Annotated in this window: 25 protein-coding genes; 17 read left to right on the forward strand and 8 right to left on the reverse strand. The window is 67.7% G+C overall.

Annotated elements, in window-relative coordinates; translation table 11 throughout:
* Positions 1 to 2 precede the first annotated feature (2 nt).
* From AC1DZV_RS07285 to AC1DZV_RS07300, 4 genes are all read right to left on the reverse strand, one after another.
* Positions 3 to 1,268: a pseudouridine synthase gene (locus tag AC1DZV_RS07285; protein WP_476952116.1), complete on the reverse strand. Its 1,266-nt coding sequence runs from the start codon at positions 1,266 to 1,268 to the stop codon at positions 3 to 5.
* Positions 1,269 to 1,398: 130 nt separating this feature from the next.
* On the reverse strand, positions 1,399 to 2,004 hold the full coding sequence (gene scpB / locus AC1DZV_RS07290; RefSeq protein WP_476952147.1) for an SMC-Scp complex subunit ScpB: 606 nt from the start codon (positions 2,002 to 2,004) through the stop codon (positions 1,399 to 1,401).
* A gap of 101 nt (positions 2,005 to 2,105) precedes the next feature.
* Entirely contained in the window at positions 2,106 to 2,984 is an 879-nt protein-coding gene (locus AC1DZV_RS07295; protein WP_476952117.1) for a segregation and condensation protein A, read from the reverse strand.
* Positions 2,985 to 3,028: 44 nt separating this feature from the next.
* A complete protein-coding gene (locus tag AC1DZV_RS07300; RefSeq protein ID WP_476952118.1) occupies positions 3,029 to 3,928 on the reverse strand; it encodes a ParA family protein in 900 nt (299 codons plus the stop codon).
* Between the two features lie 356 nt (positions 3,929 to 4,284).
* Here AC1DZV_RS07300 and AC1DZV_RS07305 point away from each other — a divergent pair, with 356 nt between their 5' ends.
* From AC1DZV_RS07305 to AC1DZV_RS07355, 11 genes are read left to right on the forward strand one after another with little or no spacing between them, the layout of a single operon-like run.
* Positions 4,285 to 4,614, forward strand: coding sequence for a hydrogenase maturation nickel metallochaperone HypA/HybF (locus AC1DZV_RS07305; RefSeq protein WP_028275916.1), 330 nt, complete (start codon positions 4,285 to 4,287; stop codon positions 4,612 to 4,614).
* 2 nt (positions 4,615 to 4,616) lie between these two features.
* Positions 4,617 to 5,549: a hydrogenase nickel incorporation protein HypB gene (gene hypB, locus AC1DZV_RS07310; protein ID WP_476953339.1), complete on the forward strand. Its 933-nt coding sequence runs from the start codon at positions 4,617 to 4,619 to the stop codon at positions 5,547 to 5,549.
* A 55-nt stretch (positions 5,550 to 5,604) separates the two neighbouring features.
* Positions 5,605 to 6,663 carry an NADH-quinone oxidoreductase subunit B family protein gene (locus tag AC1DZV_RS07315; protein WP_026538777.1) on the forward strand — a complete coding sequence of 353 codons (1,059 nt, stop codon included), beginning with the start codon at positions 5,605 to 5,607 and terminating at the stop codon, positions 6,661 to 6,663.
* 25 nt (positions 6,664 to 6,688) lie between these two features.
* The gene (locus tag AC1DZV_RS07320) at positions 6,689 to 8,482 is read left to right on the forward strand and encodes a nickel-dependent hydrogenase large subunit (RefSeq protein WP_018772303.1); all 1,794 of its coding nucleotides are present in this window, start codon (positions 6,689 to 6,691) and stop codon (positions 8,480 to 8,482) included.
* A gap of 6 nt (positions 8,483 to 8,488) precedes the next feature.
* Complete coding sequence (locus tag AC1DZV_RS07325; RefSeq protein ID WP_476952120.1) at positions 8,489 to 9,463, forward strand: NifU family protein; 975 nt, start codon at positions 8,489 to 8,491, stop codon at positions 9,461 to 9,463.
* A 43-nt stretch (positions 9,464 to 9,506) separates the two neighbouring features.
* Positions 9,507 to 10,229, forward strand: coding sequence for a DUF5947 family protein (locus AC1DZV_RS07330; RefSeq protein ID WP_476952121.1), 723 nt, complete (start codon positions 9,507 to 9,509; stop codon positions 10,227 to 10,229).
* Positions 10,222 to 10,863, forward strand: a complete 642-nt coding sequence (locus AC1DZV_RS07335; protein WP_476952122.1) for a DUF6084 family protein — start codon at positions 10,222 to 10,224, stop codon at positions 10,861 to 10,863. The genes AC1DZV_RS07330 and AC1DZV_RS07335 overlap by 8 nt, the downstream gene beginning before the upstream one ends.
* Positions 10,860 to 12,386 carry a hypothetical protein gene (locus tag AC1DZV_RS07340; RefSeq protein WP_476952123.1) on the forward strand — a complete coding sequence of 509 codons (1,527 nt, stop codon included), beginning with the start codon at positions 10,860 to 10,862 and terminating at the stop codon, positions 12,384 to 12,386. Before AC1DZV_RS07335 ends, AC1DZV_RS07340 begins: the two co-directional genes overlap by 4 nt.
* Positions 12,383 to 12,502, forward strand: coding sequence for a DUF6893 family small protein (locus AC1DZV_RS07345; RefSeq protein WP_018772298.1), 120 nt, complete (start codon positions 12,383 to 12,385; stop codon positions 12,500 to 12,502). Before AC1DZV_RS07340 ends, AC1DZV_RS07345 begins: the two co-directional genes overlap by 4 nt.
* Positions 12,499 to 13,083 (forward strand): hydrogenase maturation protease, encoded by a 585-nt coding sequence (locus AC1DZV_RS07350; protein WP_476952525.1) that lies wholly within the window; start codon positions 12,499 to 12,501, stop codon positions 13,081 to 13,083. The genes AC1DZV_RS07345 and AC1DZV_RS07350 overlap by 4 nt, the downstream gene beginning before the upstream one ends.
* Before the next feature lie 13 nt (positions 13,084 to 13,096).
* Positions 13,097 to 13,354, forward strand: coding sequence for a HypC/HybG/HupF family hydrogenase formation chaperone (locus tag AC1DZV_RS07355; protein ID WP_476945388.1), 258 nt, complete (start codon positions 13,097 to 13,099; stop codon positions 13,352 to 13,354).
* A 70-nt stretch (positions 13,355 to 13,424) separates the two neighbouring features.
* Here the strand turns inward: AC1DZV_RS07355 and AC1DZV_RS07360 are convergent, their stop codons facing one another.
* Positions 13,425 to 14,195: a DUF6390 family protein gene (locus AC1DZV_RS07360; protein ID WP_476952125.1), complete on the reverse strand. Its 771-nt coding sequence runs from the start codon at positions 14,193 to 14,195 to the stop codon at positions 13,425 to 13,427.
* Positions 14,196 to 14,390: 195 nt separating this feature from the next.
* Between AC1DZV_RS07360 and AC1DZV_RS07365 the strand changes: the two genes are divergently transcribed.
* The 3 genes from AC1DZV_RS07365 to AC1DZV_RS07375 all read left to right on the forward strand — a co-directional run bounded on the left by AC1DZV_RS07365 (position 14,391) and on the right by AC1DZV_RS07375 (position 17,383).
* Positions 14,391 to 15,578, forward strand: a complete 1,188-nt coding sequence (locus AC1DZV_RS07365) for an ABC transporter substrate-binding protein (protein ID WP_476952126.1) — start codon at positions 14,391 to 14,393, stop codon at positions 15,576 to 15,578.
* A 97-nt stretch (positions 15,579 to 15,675) separates the two neighbouring features.
* Entirely contained in the window at positions 15,676 to 16,641 is a 966-nt protein-coding gene (locus AC1DZV_RS07370) for a FecCD family ABC transporter permease (protein ID WP_476952127.1), read from the forward strand.
* Entirely contained in the window at positions 16,634 to 17,383 is a 750-nt protein-coding gene (locus AC1DZV_RS07375; RefSeq protein WP_476952128.1) for an ABC transporter ATP-binding protein, read from the forward strand. The genes AC1DZV_RS07370 and AC1DZV_RS07375 overlap by 8 nt, the downstream gene beginning before the upstream one ends.
* Before the next feature lie 138 nt (positions 17,384 to 17,521).
* On the opposite strand, the gene AC1DZV_RS07380 is transcribed toward AC1DZV_RS07375, so the two are convergent.
* Complete coding sequence (locus AC1DZV_RS07380; protein WP_459384356.1) at positions 17,522 to 18,889, reverse strand: cation:dicarboxylate symporter family transporter; 1,368 nt, start codon at positions 18,887 to 18,889, stop codon at positions 17,522 to 17,524.
* Between the two features lie 137 nt (positions 18,890 to 19,026).
* Here AC1DZV_RS07380 and AC1DZV_RS07385 point away from each other — a divergent pair, with 137 nt between their 5' ends.
* Together AC1DZV_RS07385 and AC1DZV_RS07390 are read left to right on the forward strand one after the other, a co-directional pair.
* Positions 19,027 to 20,751 (forward strand): sensor histidine kinase, encoded by a 1,725-nt coding sequence (locus AC1DZV_RS07385; RefSeq protein WP_476952129.1) that lies wholly within the window; start codon positions 19,027 to 19,029, stop codon positions 20,749 to 20,751.
* A complete protein-coding gene (locus AC1DZV_RS07390; RefSeq protein ID WP_476952130.1) occupies positions 20,748 to 21,467 on the forward strand; it encodes a response regulator in 720 nt (239 codons plus the stop codon). Before AC1DZV_RS07385 ends, AC1DZV_RS07390 begins: the two co-directional genes overlap by 4 nt.
* A 332-nt stretch (positions 21,468 to 21,799) precedes the next feature.
* Here the strand turns inward: AC1DZV_RS07390 and AC1DZV_RS07395 are convergent, their stop codons facing one another.
* A complete protein-coding gene (locus AC1DZV_RS07395) occupies positions 21,800 to 23,245 on the reverse strand; it encodes an SLC13 family permease (RefSeq protein WP_476953340.1) in 1,446 nt (481 codons plus the stop codon).
* Between the two features lie 10 nt (positions 23,246 to 23,255).
* Positions 23,256 to 24,374: a PrpF domain-containing protein gene (locus AC1DZV_RS07400; protein WP_476952132.1), complete on the reverse strand. Its 1,119-nt coding sequence runs from the start codon at positions 24,372 to 24,374 to the stop codon at positions 23,256 to 23,258.
* 241 nt (positions 24,375 to 24,615) lie between these two features.
* Here AC1DZV_RS07400 and AC1DZV_RS07405 point away from each other — a divergent pair, with 241 nt between their 5' ends.
* Positions 24,616 to 25,554 (forward strand): LysR substrate-binding domain-containing protein, encoded by a 939-nt coding sequence (locus tag AC1DZV_RS07405; protein ID WP_476953344.1) that lies wholly within the window; start codon positions 24,616 to 24,618, stop codon positions 25,552 to 25,554.
* The last annotated feature ends 6 nt before the right edge of the window (positions 25,555 to 25,560 follow it).

Here is a 25,560-nt window from a genome sequence, read left to right on the forward strand (position 1 = left end):
GCTTACAACCCCACGGAGGCCAGCAGGTGGCCGACTTCCTGCTTGCCGAGGTTGCGGATGCTGCCCTGGCGCTGGTCGCCGAGCCCGATGGGGCCGACCTTGACGCGTACCAGGCGCAGCACGGGGAAGCCGACGGCGTCGAACATGCGCCGGACGATCCGGTTCTTGCCCGAGTGCAGCACGACCTCGATCAGCACGTGGCCCGGGGTCGAGTCGACGAGTTTGAAGGAGTCCACCGAGGCGATGCCGTCCTCGAGTTCGACGCCGCCCTTGAGTTCGGCGCCCACGCCCTGCGGGAAGGGCCCGCGGACCTGCACAAGGTAGGTCTTGGGCACTTCATAGGACGGGTGCGTCAGGCGGTTGGCGAGCTCGCCGTCGTTGGTCAGCAGCAGCAGCCCTTCGGTGGCGACGTCAAGTCGGCCCACGTGGAAGAGGCGTTCGCCGTGGTGGTTGCGGACAAAGTCGCTGATGCACGGGCGGCCGTCCGGGTCCTCCATGGTGGAGACAACGCCCTTGGGCTTGTTGAAGACCATGTAGACCATGTTCTCGTCCAGCTGGATGCGCAGTCCGTCGACGTGGATCACTGCCGTCTTCGGGTCGACGCGCACGCCGAGTTCGGTGACCACCTGGCCGTCGACCTCGACGCGGCCCTCGGCGATCATTTCCTCGCAGACCCGCCGAGAGGCGACGCCGGCGGAAGCCATGACCTTCTGGAGGCGGGTGCCGTCGGCGTCGTGCAGCTCAGACTGCGGCACCTCGGCGCGGGGTCCGCGCTTGCGGGCCGGCTTGCGCACGGGCCCGAGGTTCTGGCCGAAGCGTTCACTGCCGAAGGCGCGGGAACCGGTGGCCTTGGCCGCTCCGGCGCCGACGCGCGGCTTGGGCTTGAGGGCGCCGGGAGTGCCGGGAGCCTTGCCGAAGCCGGGCTTGCGGGCGGCTGCCTTGCGGGCTGCCTCCTTGCCGGAGGGCGCTTTCGACTTCCAGTCAGCGGAAGCCGGGCGGGCAGTCGACGGCGCGCCGTCGGGACCCTGCAGGTCCGGATCGATGAAGGCCTCTTCGCGAGGCTTGGGGTGCTTGAAGGGGCGGTCTCCGCCGCCCTTGTAGCCGGCCCCGCCGCTGCGGCCGGCGCCGCCCTGGGAGCTGCGGCCTGCGCCGCCCTGTGCGCCGCGGCCTGAACCGCCTTGCGCCGGCTTTTGGCCGGAATAGCTTTGTCCGGCACTGTTGCGTCCCGAACTGTTACGTGGTGAACCCTGGCGTCCCGCCTGTGTCATGACCCGTCCTTACGTTGGTGGCCCGCGGCCGCTGTCTCCCGACAACACCCGCCGGCCGGGCAAATGGTTCTGCCCGGTGGATACTCTCGTGCAGACGTTGCGCCTGCACAGATTCTGCATTAAATACTGCTTACATTCTTCCTGCGTCGTAGTATTCCTCGATGCCTTCCAGTCCAGGAAGGTGGGGGGAAAGCTGTGGCAATTCAGCCACAGAGCCGATTCCCATCCGCTCAAGGAAATACGATGTCGTGCGGTACAGGATTGCTCCGGATTCGGGTTCTGTTCCCGAATCCTCAATCAGCCCCCGCTGCGTCAGCGTCCGCACGACAGAGTCAACGTTGACTCCTCGAATTGCAGACACCCGCGCCCTTGATACGGGCTGGCGGTATGCGATGACGGCGAGCGTTTCGAGCGCCGCCTGCGTCAGCCTGGCTGTCTGGCCTTCCAGCACGAATCCGCCAACGATCTCGGCGAACTCCGCGCGGGAATAGATCCGCCAGCCTCCGGCGATATTCCGCAATTCAAAACCCCGGGGGGCGGCACTGCTGCCGCCATTGTTGCCACCGTTGGTACTGCTGTTTTTACGGCTCTGGCTGGTGACGTCCGCATCCGGGGCATTAACAGTATAGCCGTTATACTCCCGCTGCAGTTCAGCCAGCAGGGTCTCGACGACGTCGACCGTCAGATTCAGCCCGGCTGCCAGGGCCGGGGCGGTGGCCGGTTCATCGATCACCATCAGGACGGCCTCGAGGGCCGCGCGGGCGCCCCCTGGCAGGCTCGCGACGTCCGGCCCAGCGTCCGGCCCGCCCTCGCGGGCAGCGTCGGGGAGTCGTTCGTTCACGGTTGGTCCTCATATTCTTCACTCAGGTTTTCGCTGCTCCACCCCTGGGTATCGGCCGTCCAGTGCACCGTCAGCTCCCCCAGCGGCAGCAGCTGGTCAAAGCCCACCGCCCGGTCGCGGAACAGCTCCAGCAGCGCCAGGAACCGCGCCACCACCACCAGCGTGGATTCGGCGTCGGCGATCAGGGCCCGGAAGCTCAGCGGCGTGCCCAGCCGCAGCCGGTTCCCCAGCAGCTCGGCCTGTTCCTTGACGCTGACGGGCGCGCCGTGCAGGTGCGCGAGGCCTACTTCGGTGGGGGCTGCCTCCTTGGGTTTGAGGGCCGCCTCGGCCAATGAGGCGAACTGGGCAGGGGTGTGCCGCCACAGCAGTTCCGGAAGCAGGGCAGCGAAGTGCCCCTCAAGGGCAACCTGCCGGGGATAGCGCCGGGCCTCAAGCTCGAGCGAGGAGCCGATCATGCCGGCCACCTGCTTGAAGGCCTTGTACTGCAGCAGCCGGGCGAACAGGAGGTCCCGGGCCTCCAGCAGGGCAATGTCCTCATCGTCCTCAACCTCGCCCGCGGGCAGCAGCCGGGCCGCTTTGAGGTCCAGGAGGGTGGCCGCAATCACCAGGAATTCGCTGGCCTCATCCAGGGCCCACTCCTCCCCCAGCTGCTGCAGGCCCCTGATGTACTTGATGAATTCGTCAGTGACCGTGGACAGCGCCACCTCGGTGATGTCCAGCTGGTGCTTGGAGATCAGGCCGAGCAGGAGGTCGAACGGGCCGGTGAAGTTGGCCAGCCGCACTTCGAATCCGGGCTTTTTGACGCGCGGTTCTGCTGGGTCCTCCGGCCCCGCGGCCCGCGCGGATTCCGCGCGTGTGTCGAGCTCCGCAGGCATGTCGAGATTCGCTGGCGGAGAAAAGGCGCCTGCCACGATCCTGGCTAGGGCGCGCCGCCGCGCGAGATCAGCTCTTTGGCCAGGCGGCGGTAGGCGTCGGCACCGACGTGGTTGCCCGCGTAGGTAGTGATGGGCTCGGCCGCGACCGTGGCGTCGGCAAATTTGATCGAGCGCTTGATGACGGTTTCGAAGACCTTGTCGCCAAAGGCCTCCACCAGACGGGCGATCACCTCGCGGCTATGCAGGGTCCGGGCGTCGTACATCGTGGCGAGCACGCCGTCGACCTGCAGGCGCGGGTTGAGGCGGTCCTGGACCTTGTCGATGGTTTCCACGAGCAACGCCACGGCGCGCAGGGCAAAGAATTCACAGATCAGCGGGATGATGACGCCATGGGCGGCGGTCAGCGCGTTGACGGTGAGCAGGCCGAGCGAGGGCTGGCAATCGATCAGGACGACGTCGTAGTCGTCCTCGACCTTTTTCAGGGCCCGGTCCAGCACCTGTTCGCGGGCCACTTCGTTGACCAGCTGTACCTCGGCGGCGGAGAGGTCGATGTTGGCCGGGAGCAGATCCACGTTTTCCACGCCGGTCTTCTGGATGGCGTCGCGGATGTCCACCTTGCGGTCCATCAGCACGTTGTACACGGTGAGGTCGAGCTCGTGCGGGTTGGTGCCCAGGCCGGCGGACAGGGCGCCCTGCGGATCGAAGTCGACCAGGAGCACGCGGCGGCCGTATTCGGCCAGGGCTGCGGCGAGGTTGATCGTGGACGTGGTTTTGCCGACCCCGCCCTTCTGGTTCACCATGGCGATGACCCGCGCAGGACCATGGGAGGACAGCGGCGCGGGCTCCGGAAAGTCGCGTTGGGGCCGCCCGGTGGGGCCCATGACGGCGTCTTCCAGATCGAGTTCGGTGCCTTCCAGAGTTGCTGAACCCTGTTCGCTGCTCACGTATCTATCCACACTTTCGATGACGGTGATTGTCGTGCTTCATTGTGCCGCTTCCGGGCTCCCGGAGCCCAGCGCGTTCCTCCCAAGGTTACAGCGCCCGACACGGTATTCGCCGGACCTTGACACTGCGCCGGAGGCTGTGCCTTGACGTTCGGGTTGAAGTCGAAGGTTGCTACCGGGCTGTCACGGCGTCCCCGGGGGGGGGGGCGGAAGCCCGCAGGCGCGCAGGGACGGAGGCCCGCAGGCGCGCAGCGGGGGGCTGAAGCAGGCAGGCGGGCCCGCGCTCCGGCGGCCCCGGAGATATTGAAGTTTGGACCCCGCAGGCCTACATTGAAACGACGAGGTGGCAGCGGCTCATGCACGAACTTTCGATCACGCAAAGTCTTGTGGAGGCGGTCCTGGACCGGACCGGTGGCCGCTCCGTGACGGGCGTCAACCTGCGGATCGGACCCTTGAGCGGCGTCCTCCCGGACGCCGTGCGCTTTTGCTTCGAAGTCGTTTCAGCTGACACGCCGCTGGCCGGGGCAACCCTGACGATCGATGAATCCGAGGGCCGGGCCAGATGCCGCAGCTGCCGCGACGAGTTCGTCCTTGAGGACATGTTTCTGCTCTGCCCCTGCGGCAGTGCCGATGTCGAAGTCGTCAGTGGCCGGGAACTCCTGGTCACCTCGGTGGAGGTTGCGTAGACATGTGTGCGACGTGCGGATGCGGCGACGACGCCGGCACCAGGGTTTCGGACCTCGACGGCACTGTGCACGACATCTTGCCCGCTGCTGCGGCCCCGCACGAACATCCGCACCCGCATCCGCACGAGCATCCGCACGATCACGGCCATCCCCACGATCACGACCACGATCACGGCCATCCGCATCCCCAATCGCCCGGGACAGCCGGCGCCGGGCACAGCCCCGCGGCGGAGGGACGGACCCTCATCTCCCTGGAGGAGAACCTGCTCGCCAAGAACGACCTCCTGGCCGCACGGAACCGGGGTTGGCTGGAAGGACGCGGCATCCAGGCCTTCAACGTCATGAGTTCCCCAGGGGCCGGCAAGACCACGCTCCTGGTCCGGACCATCAGGGAACTTGCCGGTGAGCTGGACATTGGAGTGATCGAAGGGGACCAGGAGACCTCGCTGGACGCCGACCGGATCCGGTCCACCGGGCGGCCGGTGATCCAAATCAACACCGGGGCAGGCTGCCACCTGGATGCCGGGATGCTGCAGCGGGCGCTGGGCGCGCTGGATCCGGTCCCCGGATCGACACTCTTCATCGAAAACGTGGGCAACCTGGTGTGCCCGGCATTGTTCGACCTCGGCGAATCGGCCCGGGTCGTCGTGATCTCAGTTACGGAGGGCGATGACAAACCGCAGAAATACCCCCACATGTTCCTGGCTGCCGACCTGGTAATCATCAACAAAGCAGACCTGCTCCCCTATGTGGAGTTCGACGTCGAACGTTGCGTGCGCCAGGCGCGTCTGCTCAATCCCGGCGTCGACGTCCTGACCCTGTCAGCTACCACCGGCGACGGCATGGACGGCTGGCTGGAGTGGATCCGGAAGAATCCCCACCCGGCGGCGGCTGCCGCCGGGAGTGCGCCGCGCTCTGGCGGACTACGCGTTTGACCGTTGACGCAACATTCGAGCCGCGGCCACAGGGCGGGCTCCGAAGGAGGCAACGATGCCTACAGCTACTGCATTGAAAGCGGAAGAAACCTTGATCCACGTCCTGTGGATCAATGCCGGACTCAGTTGCGACGGTGACTCCGTGGCCCTGACGGCGGCAACCCAGCCAAGCGTCGAGGAGATAGCCCTTGGGGCACTTCCCGGACTACCCAAGATTGCCATGCACTGGCCGCTGATCGACTTCGAATGCGGCCCGCAGCAAGGCGCCGACGACTTCCTCGAGTGGTTCCGCAAGGCGGACCGCGGCGAGCTGGAGCCGTTTGTGCTGGTGGTGGAGGGGTCCATCCCGAATGAAAAGCTGCACGCCGCGGGCGGCTACTGGGCGGCCTTCGGCAACAACCTCGACACCGGACAGCCGATCACCACCAGCGAGTGGCTGGACCGGCTGGCGCCCAAGGCGACGGCGATCATCGCCGCCGGGACCTGTGCGACCTACGGCGGCATCCATGCCATGGCCGGAAACCCTACCGGCGCCATGGGGGTGCCCGACTATCTCGGGTATGACTGGCGCTCCAAAGCCGGGATCCCGATCGTGTGCGTCCCGGGCTGCCCCATCCAGCCGGACAACCTTTCCGAAACCATGACGTACCTGCTGTATCAGGCCACCGGACAGGCCCCCATGATTCCCCTGGATGAGGCGCTCCGGCCGACCTGGCTGTTTGGCCAGACGGTGCACGAGGGATGCGACCGCGCGGGGTACTACGAACAGGGCGACTTCGCCACCGAATACGGGTCCCCGAAGTGCATCGTCAAGCTCGGCTGCTGGGGACCGGTGGTCAAGTGCAACGTGCCCAAACGCGGCTGGATGAACGGAATCGGCGGCTGCCCCAACGTAGGCGGCATCTGCATCGGCTGCACAATGCCGGGCTTCCCGGACAAATTCATGCCGTTCATGGACGAACCTCCCGGCGGCAAGCTGTCGACCGCGTCGGTCATGCCGTACGGCAAGACCATCAGGACACTGCGGAACATCACGAAGCACACGCTGGACCAGGAACCCCGCTGGCGCAAACCCGGTAATGATCTGCTGACCGGCGCCAAGCGGACCTGGTAGGGACGCTAGGCAGAGAGGCAATGCAATGACTTCGACGATTCCGATGCCCTCGGCGGACGGTACCGCGGGCGAGAACCTGGTGGAGATGGCCTGGGACCCGATCACAAGGATCGTCGGCAGCCTCGGCATCTACACCAAGGTCGATTTCAAGAACAACCAAGTGGTGGAATGCCACAGCACGTCCTCGATTTTCCGCGGCTATTCCATCTTCATGCGCGGCAAGGACCCCCGGGACGCGCACTTCATCACGAGCCGGATCTGCGGAATCTGTGGCGACAACCATGCCACCTGTTCCTGTTACGCGCAGAACATGGCCTACGGCGTGAAGCCGCCCCACTTGGGCGAATGGATCGTCAACCTGGGCGAGGCCGCCGAGTACATGTTCGACCACAACATCTTCCAGGAGAACCTGGTCGGCGTGGACTACTGCGAGAAGATGGTCTCCGAAACCAACCCGTCGGTGCTGGCCAAAGCCGAGAACACGCCGGCCCCGCACGCCGCTGAGCACGGATACCGCACGATCGCGGACATCATGCGCTCGCTGAACCCGTTTACCGGGGAGTTCTACCGCGAGGCGCTGCAGGTGAGCCGGATGACCCGGGAAATGTTCTGCCTGATGGAGGGCCGGCATGTCCATCCCTCCACGCTTTACCCCGGCGGCGTGGGCACCGTGGCGACGATCCAGCTGATGACGGACTACATCACCAGGCTCATGCGGTACGTGGAGTTCATGAAGAAGGTCGTGCCGATGCACGATGACCTCTTCGACTTCTTCTATGCGGCCCTGCCAGGGTACGAGCAGGTCGGGCTGCGGCGCACCCTGCTGGGCTGCTGGGGGTCCTTCCAGGACCCGGAGTTCTGCAATTTCGCCTACAAGGACATGACGGAGTGGGGCCGGAAGATGTTCGTCACCCCCGGCGTCGTGGTGGACGGCAAACTCGTGACCACGGACTTGGTGCGCATCAACCTGGGGATCCGGATCATGCTGGGCTCGTCCTACTACGAGGACTGGGGCGACCAGGAAATGTTCGTCACCCGCGATCCGCTGGGCAACCCGGTGGACCGCCGGCACCCCTGGAACCAGCACACCAACCCGCGGCCGCAGAAGCGCGACCTCGAGGACAAGTACAGCTGGGTGATGTCACCGCGGTGGAATGACGGCGAAAGCAACCTGGCGCTGGATACCGGCGGCGGCCCGCTGGCCCGGCTCTGGTCGACCGCCCTTGCCGGCTTCGTCGACACCGGCTACCTCAAGTCAACGGGCAGCAGCGTCCAGATCGAGCTCCCCAAGACTGCGCTGAAGGGCCCGGTGACCCTGGAATGGAAGATCCCGCAGTGGAGCAACACGCTGGAGCGGAACCGCGCCCGGACCTATTTCCAGGCCTACGCGGCGGCCGCCGCCCTGCACTTCGCCGAAAAGGCGCTCGAGGAAATCCGGGCCGGCCGCACCAAGACGTGGGAGTCCTTCGAGGTGCCGGAGGAAGCCATCAGCTGCGGCTTCACCGAAGCCGTCCGCGGCGTGCTCTCGCACCACATGGTGATCCGCGACGGCAAGATCGCCAACTACCATCCCTATCCGCCGACGCCCTGGAACGCCAGCCCGCGCGACTCCGAGGGAACACCGGGCCCGTATGAGGACGCGGTGCAGGGCCAGCCCATCTTCGAGGAGAACGACCGCGATCATTTCAAGGGCATCGACATCATGCGCACCGTCCGCAGCTTCGACCCCTGCCTGCCGTGCGGCGTCCACATGTATCTCGGCGACGGGCAGACGCTGGACTTGCTGCACTCCCCCACACAGTCGCTCACCGGTGAGTAGCCCGCCATGGACCGGGAGAATCTGTTGGGCTCGGCCGGTGAACGGATCAGTTCCCTCCTGGACGCACTGGGCTCCGGCGGTCCGGTGGCCCGGGACCGGGCGGAGGAACTGGTCCGGCAGGTGACGGAACTCTACGGTGCCGGGCTGGAGCGGATCCTGCACGTGCTCGATTCGCAGGGTGCGCTCGGGCCCGGAACGGTTTCCGCCCTCACCTCCGACCCGTTGGTGTCAGGCCTGCTCCTGATCCACGGGCTGCACCCCGTGGACCTGCCCGGCAGGGTCGCCGGTGCCCTGGACTCGGTCCGGCCCTACCTCGGCTCGCACGGCGGGGATGTGGAACTGCTCGATATCAGCGAAGAAGGCGTCGTCCGGCTGAGGCTGCTGGGCAGTTGCCAGGGCTGTCCGTCGTCGTCGGTGACGCTCAAGCTCGCCGTCGAGGACGCGATCGAATCTGCGGCGCCCGAGGTGACCGGCATCGAAGTGGAGGAGGCGGCTCCCGCCGCCGTTCCCGCCCTCATCCCGGTCGGCGCCCTGCGCTCGCGGCTGGACGGGTTGGGCGGCCCGCCCGACGGCGGCATTCGCAGTGCCGCGCCGGACTGGGCGGTCCCCGACGCCGGCACGCCGGCCTCAGGCACGTGGCAGGCGGTCCCGGCCCTCGCTGAGCTGGAGTCCGGAGCCGTGGCAGGCTTCCTGGTGGCGGGTGTGGAGGTAATCACGTGCCGGATCGGCCCGGACGTCTACGCGTTTGTGGACCGCTGCCCGCGGTGCACCCACTCCATGCCGGGCGCCTCGCTGCAGCGGGCTCTGGCTGCCCCGGTGGGCGGGGGGCTGTTGCGCTGCCCGCACTGCCGCAGCCACTTCGACGTCCGGAAGGCCGGGGCCTGCCTCGAGGACAAGGCGCTGCACCTTGATCCCCTCCCGCTGCTGCTCCGCGACGGGGTTCCCTCCGTGGCCGTCCCCACCACCGCGGACCCGCTGTGAGGTGCCGGCACATGAATTCCGCGGCCCGGGAACGGAGCAGGGCATGACGGCGACGCCGGGAACCGGGAGTCAGCCGGCCGGCAGCGCCGGAAACAACAGGGCCGGAAACAGCGCGTCGGCGCTCGCCGTGCTCCGCCGGATAGCGTCCACCCGCCCGGCCCAGCCCGCCGGCGAGCGCTGCGAGATGTGCGCGGAGCCCATCCCGGACGCCCACCAGCACGTGGTGGATCTGGAGAGCCGCTCCCTGCTGTGCACGTGCCGGCCCTGCTATCTGCTGTTCACGGACTCGTCGGCCCATCTGCGTTACCGCTCCGTCCCTGACCGCTACCTCTCGTTCGAGCCCTTCGAGCTCGGCCAGGCCCAGTGGGACGAGCTGGAAATCCCGGTGGGGCTGGCATTCTTCTTCTTTAACTCAGCTCTGGGCCGGACGGCCGCTTTCTACCCGAGCCCCGCGGGCGCCACGGAGTCCGAACTTCCCCTGGCTGCCTGGGCGTCGGTCGAGGCGGCCAACCCGGCCATCACCGTGCTCGCACCCGACACGGAAGCCCTGCTGATCCGCGCCCCCGGCCCCGACCGGGACCGGGCGGACTGCCACCTGGTCCCCATCGATGCGTGCTACGAACTGGTGGGCCGCCTGCGGCGGGTATGGAAGGGCTTCGACGGCGGCCAGGAGTCCCGCCAGGAGCTCGCGGGATTCTTCGACCGGATCAGCCGCCGCAGCAGGCCCGGCGCCCCCGCGGCAGATCTGGAGGGACGCCATGGTTGAGCTCGATTTCAGTGTGCTGGACATCGCCCCGGAGCCCTACGCGGCCGCACCCCAGCTGACCGCCCGCCTGCGGATCCAGGAGAAAAGCGGCGCCGCCGTCCATGCCATGGCCCTGCGGTGCCAGGTGCGGATCCTGGCCCAGCGCCGCGGCTACAACGCCGACGAGGAAACCGGGCTGCTGGAACTCTTCGGCACCCGCGGACGGTGGCCCACCACGCTCAAGCCCTTCATCTGGATGCACAGCGGCGTCCTGGTCCAGGGATTTGCGGACAGTGCCGACGTTGACCTGCCGCTGCCCTGCACGTTCGACTTCGACGTCGCAGCGGCAAAATACCTGAACTCCCTGCGGGACGGGACGGTCCCGCTGGAGTTCCTCTTCTCCGGGACGGTCTTCACGCGCGGCGCGGCGGGCTTCGGCGTCGAGCAGATTCCCTGGGACCGGGAAACTCGGTACGCCCTGCCCGTGGCGGCCTGGCGCTCGCTGATGGACGCGTTCTTCCCGAACCAGGGATGGATCCGCCTGGACCGCGACGTCCTCGCGGCCCTGGCCAGGTACAAGGCGGTCCACGGCTTGATTTCCTGGGAGGCCGCCATCGAGGGGCTGCTGGCCGGGGCGGGTGACCCGGTGCCGTGAACACCGGACTCAGCCTGGCCCGCGCCGTCGCCGACGCTGTCCTCTACGAGGGGTACCTCCTGTACCCCTACCGCGCCTCGTCCGCCAAGAACCAGGCCCGCTGGCAGTTCGGCGTGCTCGGGCCGCCGGGCGCGGCTGAATCCGGTGCCGGCGAAGAGCCGGACATGGCAGCGGATTGCCTCCTCGAGCCGGGACCCGCGGCCCGGGTCGACGTGCACCTGCGCTTCCTGCACCTCCAGAGCCGTTCCGCCGAACGCGCGGATGCCGGCGGTTTCACGCCCGTCGACGAACTCACCGTCGGCGCTTCCCGGTGGCTTAGCTGGGACGAGGCAACGGATCAGGAGATCACCCTCGGGCCGTACAGCCTCGGCCAGCTTGCCGCGGGCGTGTGCGCGCCGGTGAAAGTGCCGGCGAACGAGGACGTCGAGCCCGTGCTGGATCCCGCCGGCGCCATTGCCGGCCGGCTTGTGCGCCGGCGGCGGGAGCTTCGTGGCGAGGTGCGCCTGCTGGCGGCGCAAGTGGCGGCGCCGGGGCAGGCCGCCCAGGCCGGCGCCGCGGCCGGGCCGGCCCACGGGCCGCTGTGGCGGCTCAGGGTCACGGTGGAGAACGCGGCGGCCGCCGCCACCGACACGCGTTCCGCCATCGAGTACTCGTTCATCGGAGCCCATGTCCTGCTCGCCGTCCACGATGCCGATTTCCTGTCGGTGATCGATCCGCCGGAATGGGCAGCAGCGGCGGCGGCTTCGTGCAGCCAGCACCGCTGCTGGCCGGTGCTCGCCGGCCCCGAGGGGCAGCGCGATGTCCTGCTCCTGTCCCCGATCATCCTCTATGACCATCCGGCGGTGGCACCGGAAAGCACCGTGGAACTGTTCGACGCGACGGAGATCGATGAAATCCTGACCTTGCGGGTGCTCACCCTGACCGATGCGGAAAAGGCGGAGGCCCGGTCAACCGATGCCCGGGCCGCGGCGATCATCGAACGCTGCGAAAACATGACGGCAGAGGAGCTCCAGCAGTTGCACGGCATCCTGCGGAACCCGAACGCCGGTGCGCCCCGTGGACCCGGGAGCATCGGAGGCGACGGCTTCCCCGGCCCCGCGGTCCCGGCCTATCCGGAGTTCTCGGTTCCGGAATTCTCGGTTCCGGGCGACGCCGAATCAGGTACCGACGCTGACACCGGTGCCGGCACGCCGTGGTGGGATCCGGCCCGGGACGCCGCCGTGGATCCGGGATCGGACACCGTCTTCATCAACGGCGTCCCGATCTCACGCGGCAGCAGGGTGCGGGTTGTCCCGCTGCGCCGCGCCGACGCCCAGGACCTCTTCTTCGCCGGCAAGTCGGGGCGTGTCACCGGAGTCCACTTCGACGTCGACGGCGGAACGCACATCGCGGTGGTCCTCGAGGCCGACCCCGCCGCCGAACTGCAGGAGTGGTACGGACGGTATCTGTATTTCGCCCCCGAGGAACTCGTCCCGCTCACCGCGGCGCCGGCCCCGGACAACGGAAAGGAACCATCACCATGAAAGCTCTGGGCATCATGACAGTCGTGCTCTTGCTGGCCGCAGGCCTGGCAGCAGCCGTCGTCGGCCTGCGTTCAATTCCGGACATCAAGCGCTACGTGCGAATGCGGAGCATGTGAGGCCCGGTGTGATCGGGGTTCTCGTGGCGGGCGTGGGGAACGTGTTCCTTCGCGACGACGGATTTGGGCCGGCCGTCGCCCGCCGGCTGGCCGAGGAGGTGTCCGGCCTGCCCGGCTGGGCGCCGGAGGAGGTCCAGGTGCGGGACTACGGGATCCGCGGGCTGCACCTCGCCTACGATCTCCTGGACGGGGTGGATGCGCTGGTGCTCGTGGATGTGCTCCCGGCCCCGGCCGACGGGAGCACAAGCGCGGGAACGCTCCGGATCCTGAAGATCCGGGTGGAGGACCTGGAAAGCGGCGGTCCGCTGACGCCTGCCGGCCTGCGGGCCAATCCGGCTTTCGATCCGCATGGCATGGACCCGCTGGCTGTCCTCCGCCGTCTGCGTGTTTTGGGCGGATCGCTGCCGGAGACCTACCTGGTGGGCTGCGTCGCGGGGCGAACGGACGAGGGCATGGGACTGTCCGAGGACGTGTCCCGCGCCGTTCCGGCAGCCGTGGAAGCAGTCCGCACCCTGGTCACAGCCCGCATCACGAACGCAGATGCAGCGCCCGCGAGCGCGGCTCCGGATGAAGCAGGCTGAGGAGGAACCACGGATGTGTCTGGGAATACCGGGCCGGATCATCGAAGTGATCGACGGCTACAACGGGCAACTCGCCCTCGTGGATGTGGCCGGAGTGGAGCGCAAAATCAACGTTGGCCTCCTCGATGACGGCCCTGTGGAGAGCGGCACGTGGGTGCTGATCCACATGGGCTTCGCCCTGGAACGCGTGGACCAGGAAGGTGCCGACCGTGCGATGACGGGACTTGAGCTCATGGGACGGGGCCCGGATCCCACCGACACGGTCCCGTAGCTTTCACTCCCCCACTGGCTGGACTCCCCCACTGAAGGAACTCGCCACTGAAGGAACTGCAAGGCGCCCGCTATTCGAGGGCGATCGCGGCGCCGCGGTGCTCCACGCCGGAATTCGCGATCTTGAGGTGGCGCGCAAAGTAGTGCTGGAGCCGGTGGAGCTGGGCGGGCGAGAGCCGGTCGCACACCCAGTCCCAGTGGAGGGACACCATGTCCCCGGGCGTGAGGTCAGCGATGAAGCCGGACCCGGCCACGGCGTACTTGGCCGTCTCGATCACGGGTTCCCCCAGCGACAGCGCCATCCCGTCCCACGCCAGGGGCCGCGAGCGCACGAGGGCGCTGTCCCCTTCGACGGCCACCACCTCGCCCCACCGGATGCGGCATTGGTCAAGGACGTTCAGGGCCGTGGATGAGCGCCGGTCATCGCGCAGGAGTCCCGTCCACGGATAGATTTCCAGGACGTGGAAGCTGTGATGCGGGACGCCGCCGGCCAGGACCCCTTCCATCAGGTGCGGGAACTGATGCCCGGTCCGTGCGCGGAACCGGTCCTCCATGGAATTGCCGATGCTGCGCACACCCACGGAGTCCAGCAGCGTGTTTCCCACCCAGTAGGCCTCCACCACCGCGTAGTCCAGCGGGTCCGGGATTCCGGTGGCACCGGCGATGAGCTCCAGGTACGGCCAGGCGCCGGCGAACCCCTTCGCAAGTTCGCGCAGGCCCGCGTCGGTCACCCCGGACTGGCCATAGTGCAGCAGCGCGTCGCTGTCAGGCGGCCCGCAGCTGCCCCGCGAATTCGGCGGATACGCGTAGCGGACAAACAGTTGGGCGCCGTTGATTTCCATCCCGTGGCCTCGTTTCACAGGGGATATCAGCGAGGCTAGCACCGGCGCCCGTCGGCGAACAATGCCCGGCGTGACCGGCATTGACACCCCTGCGCATTCGGCGGATGCTGTGAGGAAATGCCGCACCGGGACCATTGCTGTGGCCGGCGCGGAGCGAAAGGCCGTTGCGCGCGGTCCTTCCCGGGAGGTAGGCCGATGAGCATCCCCGAAGCCAACCGACGATCTGTACTGGCAGCGGCCCTCTACGGCGGAGGGGCGCTGTTCCTCGCATCCTGCGCCGCGGCCGGCACGGCGCCACAGTCGTCGCCGCAGTCAACGCCGCCGGCAGGGACTGCCGGTACAGCGCCCCCGGGTTCCGCCTCCGGCCCGGCCGGGATCCAGGTGACGGACCAGCGCGGGACCGTCCTGAGTTTCGACCACCCGGTCACCCGGGTGGTGACCATTCCCATGCCCGCCGCCTCCCTGCTCGCCGCCGTCGACCAGGGCGCCAGCCATCTCGCCGGGATGCACAACGCCTCCTGGGTCGCGATGCGCGACGGCGCCATGGGCGCCATGTACCCGGAGGCCCTGAACATCCCGCACGACATCGCCACGACCGACTTCACGCCCAATGTCGAAAGCATCCGGGCGCTGAACCCCGACGTCGTGGTCCAGTGGAGCGATGCGCAACTGACGGCACCGTTGGAACAGGCCGGGATGAAGGTCCTGGGCATCACGAACACCGGCACGCAGCAGGACGTGGACACGTGGACCGCGCTCTTCGCAACGATGCTGGGCCGCCCGGACCGGGCCGTGCAGATGAAGGCCCGCAGCGACGGGCAACAGAAGGCCATCCAGGCCGAGACCGCCGCCCGCGGCACCGGCGGCCCGGGCATCGTCTACTTCAACAGGTTCAGCGGCGGCCTCAAGGTGGCCGGAAACGGCAGCTACAACGACTTCTACATCAAGCTCATCGGGGCACACAACCCCGCCACCGGCCCGCAGGGCCTTCAGGGCAAGGGCATGGTGGGCGTGGACGTCGAACAGGTCCTGGCCTGGGATCCGGAAATCATCCTGCTCGGGAACTTCGACGACGCGATGCCCGCCGACGTCTACGCCAACCCGGTGTGGCAAAGCGTCTCCGCCGTGCGCTCCCGCCGCGTCTACAAGGTCCCGCTGGGCGGCTACCGCTGGGATCCCCCGGGGCAGGAATCGCCACTGATGTGGCGCTGGCTCACAGATGTCAGTTTCCCCTCCGGCAACCGCTCCACGCTGAGGAACGAGACAAACGACTACTTCGACTTCCTCTACCGCTACCGGCCATCGGCTCCCGAGCTGGACAAGATCCTCTGGACCGAAGCCAACGGCACCTCGGCCAACTACCGGCAGTTCGATGCTTCGTGAGGCCCAGCCTCTGACCACGGGACCCCCCGGCGGCCGGGGACCGGGGCTGCGCCAGGTCATCGGTCCATGCCTGCTCTCCGGAGCAGTCCTGGCGGCCGTGTCGGCGGTTGCACTCGCCAGCGGCCGCTACAGCGTGCCCCTGGACCATGTCGTGCAGATCCTGGCCTCGCGAATAGTTCCCTTCGGCCCGGGCCTTCCCGCGGCCGAGGAAAACGTGGTGCTGCTGGTCAGGTTGCCCAGGGTCCTGCTGGCGCTGCTGGTCGGTGGCGCCCTCGCAATCGGTGGCGCGGCCCTGCAGGCCGTGTTCCGCAATCCCCTGGTCAGCCCGGAGGTCATCGGCGTCTCCTCGGGCGCCTCCTTCGGCGGTGCCCTGGCCCTGCTGCTGGGCCTGGGCCCCGTCGCCCTCGTGGGCGGATCGTTCGGCTTCGGGCTGCTGGCACTGGGAATCGTCTTCCTCATCACGTCCGGGCGGGGCGGCGCCCACATCCTCATGGTGGTCCTCGGCGGAATCGTCACGGCCTCGTTCTTCTCCGCCCTGGTGGCCCTGGTGACGTACCTGGCGGACCCGTTCACCACCTTGCCCGCCATCGTTTTCTGGCTGCTTGGCAGTGTCTCCACCGCCACCTGGGCGAAAGTGCTGGTGGCCCTCATTCCGATCGCTGCCGGCGGCGTCGTCCTGCTGGCCCTGCGGTGGCGGATCAATGTGCTCTCGCTCGGCGACGACGACGCCACCGCCCTGGGGCTCCGGCCGCGCCCCCTGCGCTGGGCGGTCCTCGCCGCCGTGGCCCTCATGGTCGCCGGGGCCGTCGCCGTCAGCGGCGTCATCAGCTGGGTGGGGCTGGTCATCCCGCACCTCGCACGCATGTGGGTGGGACCGGACCACCGGGTGCTGCTGCCGGTCTCCTTCCTGCTGGGCGGGGCCTACCTGATCGCCATCGACACCATCGCCCGCACCGCCACGGCCGGGGAAATCCCGTTGGGCGTCCTGACCGCCCTGATCGGCGCACCGGTCTTCTTCGTGCTCTTGCGCCGGAACCGGGAGAGGATCTGGGACGGTGCTTGAGCTGCGCGGGGCCGGCTTCGGCTATTCACCGCAGAACTGGGTGTTCAAGGATCTCAGCTTCTCGGTGCCGCCGGGCACCGTGACCGCGGTCCTGGGGCCCAACGGCAGCGGCAAGACGACCCTGGTGCGCTGCGCGGCCGGCATGCTGGCCGTACAGGAGGGTGCGGTGCGCAGGTCCGAGACGGCGGGCTATGTTCCCCAGGCGCGCGGCAGCACGTTCGGCTACCCGGCCCTGGACATGGTGGTCATGGGCCGTGCCCGCCACATCGGCGTCTTCCGCTCCCCCGGCAGCCGGGACAGGGCCGCCGCGCTCCGCGCCATGGACCGGGTCGGGATCGCCGCCCTGGCCGGCCGGCTGTTTCCGACGCTGAGCGGGGGCGAGCAGCAGCTGGTCCTGATTGCACGGGCTATCGCGGGCGGTTCGCGGCTCCTCGTCCTGGACGAGCCGTCCACCGGGCTGGACCTGAAGAACCAGGTCCGGGTCCTCCAGCTGCTGAGGGAACTCGTGCGGACCGGGATGTCGCTGCTCGTGAGCACCCATCACCCGGACCACGCCCTGTTCCTCGCGGACTCGGTGGTCCTGATGGGCGCCGCGGGTGTGGTGACCGGGCCTGCCGGGCCGCTCCTCGCCGATGCGCAGCTTTCGGCGCTGTACGGCGTACGCGTCAGCACCCTGAACTACGACGACGCCGGGACGCCCCGCCGCACCGTGGTCACCCCCTTCGGCGCCGACGAGGGCTGAACCGAACGCCCAAGCGCCCGGCAGCTGGGCTGCCGGGCGCTTGGGGCGTCATCGAGCGGTAGTGCGTCCGGTCAGTTTAGGGCCGGGGTGCGGCGCCGGACCGGTTCCGGCGCGGGTCAGGACGGTGCAGGCGTCGGTTCAGGCGTGTGCCAGGACCGGTTGTGCCGGCTGTGCGGGCTGTTCGGCGGCATCCTGTGCGCCGGAGTGGCCGGCCAGCATCGTCTCTTCGTCGAACGGCTCGGCACCGGCCAGGACACGGTCCACGCGTCCTCCGTCGATCTCCTTGACCCAGGTGCCGATCAGCACCGTGGCGACGGCGTTGCCGGTGAAGTTGGTCAGGGCGCGCGCCTCGGACATGAACCGGTCGATGCCGACGATCATGCCCACGCCGCCCAGCAGCTGGGGTGCGTGCGCCTGGAGTCCGGCGGCCAGCGTGGCCAGGCCGGCGCCGGTGACGCCGGCGGCACCCTTGGAGGCGATGATCATGAAGACCAGCAGGGAAACCTGGGCGCCAAGGTCCAGCGGCGTGCCCATGGCGTTGGCGACGAAGAGTGCTGCCATGGTCAGGTAGATGGCGGTCCCGTCCAGGTTGAAGGAGTAGCCGGTGGGGACCGTGACGCCGACGACGGGCTTGGACACGCCGAGGTGTTCCATCTTCGCGATCAGGCGGGGCAGCGCGGCTTCGGAGGAGGAGGTCGAGAAGATCAGCAGGTATTCGCGGCCGAGGTACTTCATAAGCTTGAAGATGCTGACGCCTGCGACCGCCTTGAGCAAACCGCCGAGGACCACGACGATGAACAGGGCGCAGGTGATGTAGAAGGCGCCCATCAGGGTCGCCATGCTGATGATGGCCTGGAAGCCGGTGGCGCCGACCACCGCGGCGATCGCGCCGAAGGCTCCGACCGGGGCCAGCCACATGATCATGATGAGGATGCGGAACACGAGGGCCTGGCCGTACCCGACGGCCTTGAGGATCGGGGCTCCCTGGGGGCCCATCTTCTGCAGCGCGAAGCCGACCAGGATCGCGGCGAGGAGAGTCGGCAACACGGGAATGTCGCCCGGGATGATGCCCAGCAGGAAGTCAACGGTGCTGTCGACCGCCGCCTTCTTGTTCGGATCATAGGGGGCGAGCTTGAGGCCCTCGCCCGGGTGGATCAGGTTGCCGACCACGAGGCCGATCGCCAGGGCGAAGGTGGACATGACCACAAAGTAGGCGAGCGCCAGGCCGCCGACCTTGCCGACCGTCGCGGCCTTGGCGATGGAGCCGATGCCGAGCACGATCGTGCAGAAGATCACGGGCGCAATCATCATCTTGATGAGTTTGATGAAGCCGTCGCCGAGCGGCTTGAGGGATTTGCCGACCTCGGGGAACAGCAGGCCAATAACGGCACCTGCGATCACGGCGACGATGACTGCGATGTAGAGGTAGTGGGACTTGTCCAGTCCCTTGCGCTTCTTGGCCGGAGCGGCGGCCGGTGCTGCTGACTCTCCTCGTTGAGAGGCCATGGTGTTCTCCTTGGATAGGCTGGACTTGGTGCGGTCCTGGCTGTGGTCCGCTCTTGTCCTTCTTGCGTGTAACTTCATCATTGATGAGAAGGTGACGCGCATCACCCTTGCGTTCATATTGGTCATGGAAGGTGTTGATGATCCGGCGCTGGAGCATCGCCCGCAGGCTGTTTGCGGCCAACCTGCTGTTCGTGGTTGCCCTGACGGCCATCGTTGGCACGGCCGTGTTCGTGGACGCGCGCGATCACGCCTACGACGAGGCCGGACGCCGGATGACCGGCATCGCCACGGCCGTCGCCGACGCCCCCTTCGTCCTGGCGGCGGCGGACACAGCCGATCCCACGGCCCTGCTGCAGCCGTATGCCCTGAAGATCATGAACGACGCCGACGCGGATTTCATCACGATCATGGACCCGGACCGCACGCGCTGGACCCACCCGCGCGATGAGGAACTGGGCAAACCGTATATCGGCTCCATCGACGCGGCCCTCCATGGCCAGGTGTTCACGGAAGTCATGGCCGGCACCCTCGGCCCGTCGGTGCGCACCATCGCCCCGGTCAAGGATGCCCACGGCAAGGTACGGGCGCTCGTGGCCGCGGGCGTGACGGTCCGGACGGTGGACGTCGCACTCTCCGGCCGGCTGCCGGCGCTGCTGGCCATCAGCCTGGCGCTGCTGGCCGGCGGGTCGGCGGCGGCCTGGCTCCTGGGACGGTATCTGCGCCGGGTGACCCGCGGCTGGGGCCCGGAAGAGCTGGGCCAGCTCTTCGCTTACTACGAATCGGTGCTGCATTCGGTGCGTGAGGGCGTGATCCTCATCGACCCCAAGGGCAAAGTGGTGATGTACAACGACCAGGCCGCCGAACTGCTCGGGCTGAGGAAACAATCCGCCGACGGCGGTCCCACCTCCGGCGCTGACGGCGGCGTTGCGGGGGGCGGGCGCCAGGCGGCGCCCTCCCTCGCGGAGTTGCCGCTGGCCCCCAGCCTCAAGGAGCTCTTCGAATCGGGGCGGACCGCCCTGGATGAGATCCACCTGACCGGCTCGCGGATCCTGGTGGTCAACCAGGGCCCCGCGGTGGGACCCGAATCGGCCGGCGCCCGCCCGCGCGGAGCGAAGTCCGGCGCTGCCGCCGCTGGCACTCCTGTTTATGGAACGGTCGCCACCATCCGGGACCGTACCGAGATCGAATCCCTGGGCAGTGAACTCGAGACCATGCGCACGCTCTCGGACGCGCTCCGCGCCCAGACCCATGAGCACGCCAACCGGCTCCACACCATCGTCTCGCTCATGGAACTGGGCCGGGGCCCCGAGGCGCTGGACTTCGCCACCAAGGACCTGGAACTGAGCCAGCGGCTCACGGATGACATTGTGAGCTCCATCGAGGAACCCGTGCTCGGCGCCCTGATCATGGGCAAGGCGGCCGAAGCACACGAACGCGGTGTAGAACTGACCCTCAATACCAGCGGTTCCACGGCCGTGACCGGACTGGCCGTGCAGGACCTCGTGGCCATCCTGGGGAACCTGCTGGACAATGCCATCGACGCCGCGGCCGAGGCGCCGGCACCCAGGCTCGTGGAGCTGACCGTCGAGACCACCGGCTCCGCCCTGGAGATTACCGTGGAGGACAGCGGCCACGGGATCGATCCCGCGGCCGTGGAGGACGTCTTCCGGCACGGTTTCAGCACCAAGGCCCCGGGACCGTTCGGACGCGGCCTCGGACTGGCCCTGGTGCGCCAGGCGGTGCAGCGGCTGGGCGGTACCATGACAATCACCAGCCCGGCCGGGGCGCTGTTCCGCGTCACTCTGCCCGTCACATCACCGCCGGTCACTACGCTGCCGGTCACTACCGAGGGACAACCATGAGCGAGATCCGGGTGCTCGTCGTCGAGGACGAGCCCATCGCTGCCGCAGCGCACGCCGCCTACATAGAAAGACTGGACGGTTTCACCCTGGCGGGCTCCGCGCCCGACGGCCAGTCCGCCCTGCGCCTGCTCACCGAATTCGCCGCGGCAGGCAATCCGGTGGAGCTGGTCCTGCTGGACATGAACCTCCCGGACCTGCACGGGCTGGACATCGCACGCCGCATGCGGGCGGCCGGACTGTTCGCGGACATCATCGCCATCACCGCGGTGCGGGAACTGAACATTGTCCGCAGCGCGGTGGCCATCGGCGTGGTCCAGTACCTGATCAAACCGTTCACCTACGCGACCTTTGCGGACAAGCTCGCCAGCTACCGGCTGTTCCGCGAGCAGCTGGCCGCACCCCTGGCCGGGGAAGCCGGAGCCCGGGCGTCCCAGAGCGATGTGGACCAGGCCTTCGCCAGCCTCCGTGCCCCGTCCGAGCTGTCGCTGCCCAAGGGCCTGGCCGTATCCACGCTGGAATCCGTCCAGGACTACATCAAGCAGCAGGCCGAGGCGGTGTCGGCCAGCGAGGTCATGGAGGCGCTCGGGATGTCCCGGGTCACCGCCCGGCGCTACCTCGAATACCTCGCCGACGCCGGAACGGTCTCCCGCGCCGCCCGCTACGGCGCCCCCGGCCGGCCGGAGAATGAATACCGCTGGAACCGGCCGAGGACATAGGCCTGCCGCTCCCCCGTTCCCGTCACTCACTTGCCGGTAATCCCGGGAAACACTGCCGCGAAATGCCGTCCCGGCGGTTTCCTTGCGGCGGGGATGATCGGGAATGCTTGGTGCCATGCGGCCGCTGTTGAATTGTCAGGGCAGTGGGGCGGCGCGCGTTGCGAATAGGCGATGATCCGGGTGATCATCATTCGCCGCCCCACTGCGGTCTGGTGCCGGCGGACTCTGTGTGTCCGGGCCTTCTTCGTGGTTACTCGCCGCAACCAAAGACTTCATTCAAGGCGGCGAGGTCGTCCCGGCTATCGGTAGCCGCGTCGCCGGTGGCCGTGCGGTTACATGATGCCGGTGGGAACCAGCAGGACCCAGGCGAGGGCGGGGGCTACGAGCACCACTCCCCCGGCATAGGCCATCAGCTGCCGGTAGACTCGCTGCCTGTCATTGTCGCGGGCGTTGGCGACGACCAGCGCACCGTCGGTGGAAAAGGGCGAGACATCCACCACCGTGGCAGCTATAGCCAGCGCCGCGACCGTTCCTGAGGCGCTCAGCGAACTGGTAGCCAGGAGCGGACCGGCCAGGGGAATGAACGCGGTCAGCAACGCCGTGGAGGAGGCGAAGGCTGAGCCGACGCCAATGACATAACAGAGGACCAGGGCCACCAGCAGCGGTGCGCCCAGTGCCAGAGCCTGCTCGGCGAGGGTATCGATGACACCAACATGCTGGAGCAGGGAGACATAGGTGATCATGCCGGCTACCAGCAGGACGGTGGACCAGGAGACGCCGCCGATGAACGTTTGGTGTTCTTTGATGTTGACCAGCGCCAGCAGGAGTCCGGCGGAGAGTGCCACAAAGCCGATCGGCAGGTGGAAGCCCAGGGTGCACACGAGCATCACCGCGATCAGTGCCAGCGTGAGGATCTGCTGCCCGCGAGGGCGGCTGGTGCGGGCTGTGTCGACGTCGGCATGCTGGCCGCCTTCGCCGTCCCGCAGCCTGCCCAGGAGGGCGAACAGGACGATGGTGAGCACGGAGAGGATGAGATTGATGGCGAAGCTGGCGATGAAGAGTGCGCCCTGGGAGATGGGAAATCCGTTCTTCAGGGCGATGTCGTGCACCAGCACGCCGGCGACGGACAGCGGGGAAAAGCCGCCGGCGTGGGCTCCGTTGATGATGAATGCGCCCATCAAGACGGGATGGATCCGGGACTCGTAGGCGAATCCGATGGCCGCCGGTGCCAGCAGCGCGACGGCGGCCGGCGAGAAGGTGCCCAGTGACGTGAGCGCAGCAGCGATCAGGAAGAACACCCAGGGCAGCAGCATCGTCTTGCCCCTGACGAGGCGTACGCAGGTCTGGACGATGATGTCGATGGTGCCGTTCCGCTGGGCCATGCTGAAGAAATAGGTGACTCCGATGATCGTCACGACGATGCTGGCGGGGAACTCTTCGAGGATCTGCTTGTCCGTCATTCCGAGCATGAAATAGCCGACGCCGAAGGAGGCAACCAGCCCCATCACGCCGATGTTCAGCGGCCATTTCGTGGCGACGATGAACATTATGACGAGGATGACGAGCGGGATGATTTGGACAGCGGTCATGGAGTGCTCCGGTTGCGGGGTGGCCGAAGGGTTGAAGATATCACCCCCCAGCACGAGCGCAATCAAAGCCAGGAACGCGAACCCGGCGGCCGCCGCCAGCAGCATTCGGCGGCGGCGGGTTGGACGCGGGGCATCGTTGTCCCGGGTCTGGTCCGCAGCGACAGCGGCGCGGTGCTCAGTCTTGGTCATGATGGTCTCCTCAGCGGGTGGCTCCCGCGAGGGAGGCAGCGACGGCGCTGCCGGGGACCTCGGGGAGATGGATGATGGTTGTGGCGATGGTGCGGGCCGTGCGGTCGACGCCTACGAGGAGCGTCCCGTCGTGCTCCTCGCTCCAGGTCTCGATGACCCCGGCGGGGGTGCGGAGCCGGAGCGTGCTCCCCAGGGAGTCGCCCGTGATGGTGTGCAGCACGGTGCCGGGGGTGCGGGCGGCCAGGGTCAGGGCGATGCTGCCGGTGATGGCCAGGGCCGGGTGGGGCTTGCCCATGGAGAGCATCATGACGTTGGCGTTGCAGTCCGGGCCGGCCTGGGCGGGCGCGGCGACGATGGCGAGCTTGGGGATGGCCCGGGCCGCTTCGGCTGTCGTGCGGACCAGCCCCATCCGCACCGCCGCCTGCCGCCGGATCTGCTCCAGGGTATCCAGCTGCAGCTCCACTCCGGCGCGCCAGCTGTCGTACCTGGCCGGGTCCAGGCCCAGCTCTTCGGCGTTGACGATCACCACGGGCGCTCCGGCGTCGACCATCGACACGGTCCAGCAGGTTCCGCCGGCGGTGAGGGTGTCAGTGGCCGCTCCGGTGGGCAGCAGCGCACCGGTGGTCCTGCCGGCAGGGTCCTGGAAGCCGAGCCTCACAGCGTAGCCGGGGAAGGGTACGCCTGGCATCCGGGCGTCCGGAACGGAGGCCAGGGCTCCGGCAGGGGTGGCCACGCGCTGGACGATGATTTGGTTGGTGTTGGTGTTGCGGGTGACGATCCGCGTGACGTCTCCATTGGGGAGCACCCAGCCCTTCTCGATGGCGTACAGACCCACCACCGCCGAGCCGTTCCCGCAGTTGCTGCCCCAGTCCACCGCGGCCTCTTCGACACCCACCTGGGCAAAGGTGTACTCAACGTCGACGTCGCCGCTGACGGGCCGGTGCAGAATCACGGCCTTGCTGGTGGTCGAGGTGGCGCCGCCGACGCCGTCGATCTGGCGCGGGTCCGGGCTGCCGAACAGCCGCGGCAGCAGCACATCGAGGCTGGTGCCGGCCGCCTGAAGATGCTCCGCTTCGAACACCCAGCACTTGCTGGTGCCTCCGCGCATCCATTGGGCTTCGATCTTCATGGTGTTTCCCGCTTCTCCTCGTGCCTCAGACTTGAATGAGGACCTGAAAAGAGATTGAGCCAGATCACAATTTTAGACAATGTTGGATTTTTTCAGGGGGATGTAGGATTGCTTAACTCATAGAGCGCTGGAGGATTATTCCCCAGCTGCAAAGCGTCCATTGCCAGGAATAGTGCTCGAAGTCCTCAAGGGAGGCCTCGTCCCGGCAGGGAATGAACCAAAGGCGAAGAAGGGTGAAGCGTTGCTTAAGGACGAAGGTCAGGATTTGTTCGACATAAGGCGGCTGGCGCTTCTGCTGGAGGTGGTGGAGCAGGGCTCGATCACCGCCGCGGCCGAGTTGATGATGTTCACGCCCTCGGCCGTCTCCCAGCAGCTGCGCAAGCTCGAACAGGAAGTGGGGCAGCCTCTGCTCACCCGTCGTTCCCGCGGGGTGGTGCCCACCGAGGCCGGCCAGGTTCTGGCCGGCCACGCCCGCAAGATCGTCTGGCAGATGCAGGCAGCCCGGTCCGACCTTGGCCAGATTGCCGGCCTCAGACGCGGTTCCCTGACCGTGGGTACATTCCCAACCCTGGCCGGATCCTTCCTGCCCATCGTCATCAGGACCTTTAAAAAGCGCTACCCGGCCATCAGCCTCTCTTTGCGCAGCGCCCGCTTCGATGAACTCGTCGCAGATCTGCAGTCCGGGGTCACGGGTCTGTGCCTGCTCTGGGATTACCCCTGGAATCCGTTCCGGGACGATTCCATCCGCGTAACCGAGGTCTTCCGGGAGAGCACCGTTATCCTGGTGGCCCGCAGCCATCCACTCGCCGACCGGGAGCAGGTACGCATGGAAGACCTGCGCAACGAGTCCTGGATCGTGCGCGCCGAGGCCCACCCCGTCGTGGAGGTGCTGCAGCGTTCCGCTCACGACGCCGGATTCGAACCGGAGATTGCCTTCCTGGCCAACGACTACCAGGAGGCCCAGGCCATGGTCAGCGTTGGAATGGGCGTGGCCATGGTGCCCAAGACCGCCGTGGCACTTCAGCATCCCGACGTGAAGGTGCTGAGCCTGGGTTCCGCTGCCCCGCTGCGGAGGATACTGCTGGCTCAGCGGGAGGATAAGGTCTATGCCCCGGCCGAGGTGGCTTTCCACTCCACCCTGTTGGAAATCGCCCGCGAACGGGCCGGCGACTATCACTAGACCACA

This window comes from Arthrobacter sp. P1_D12 (genome assembly GCF_056406175.1).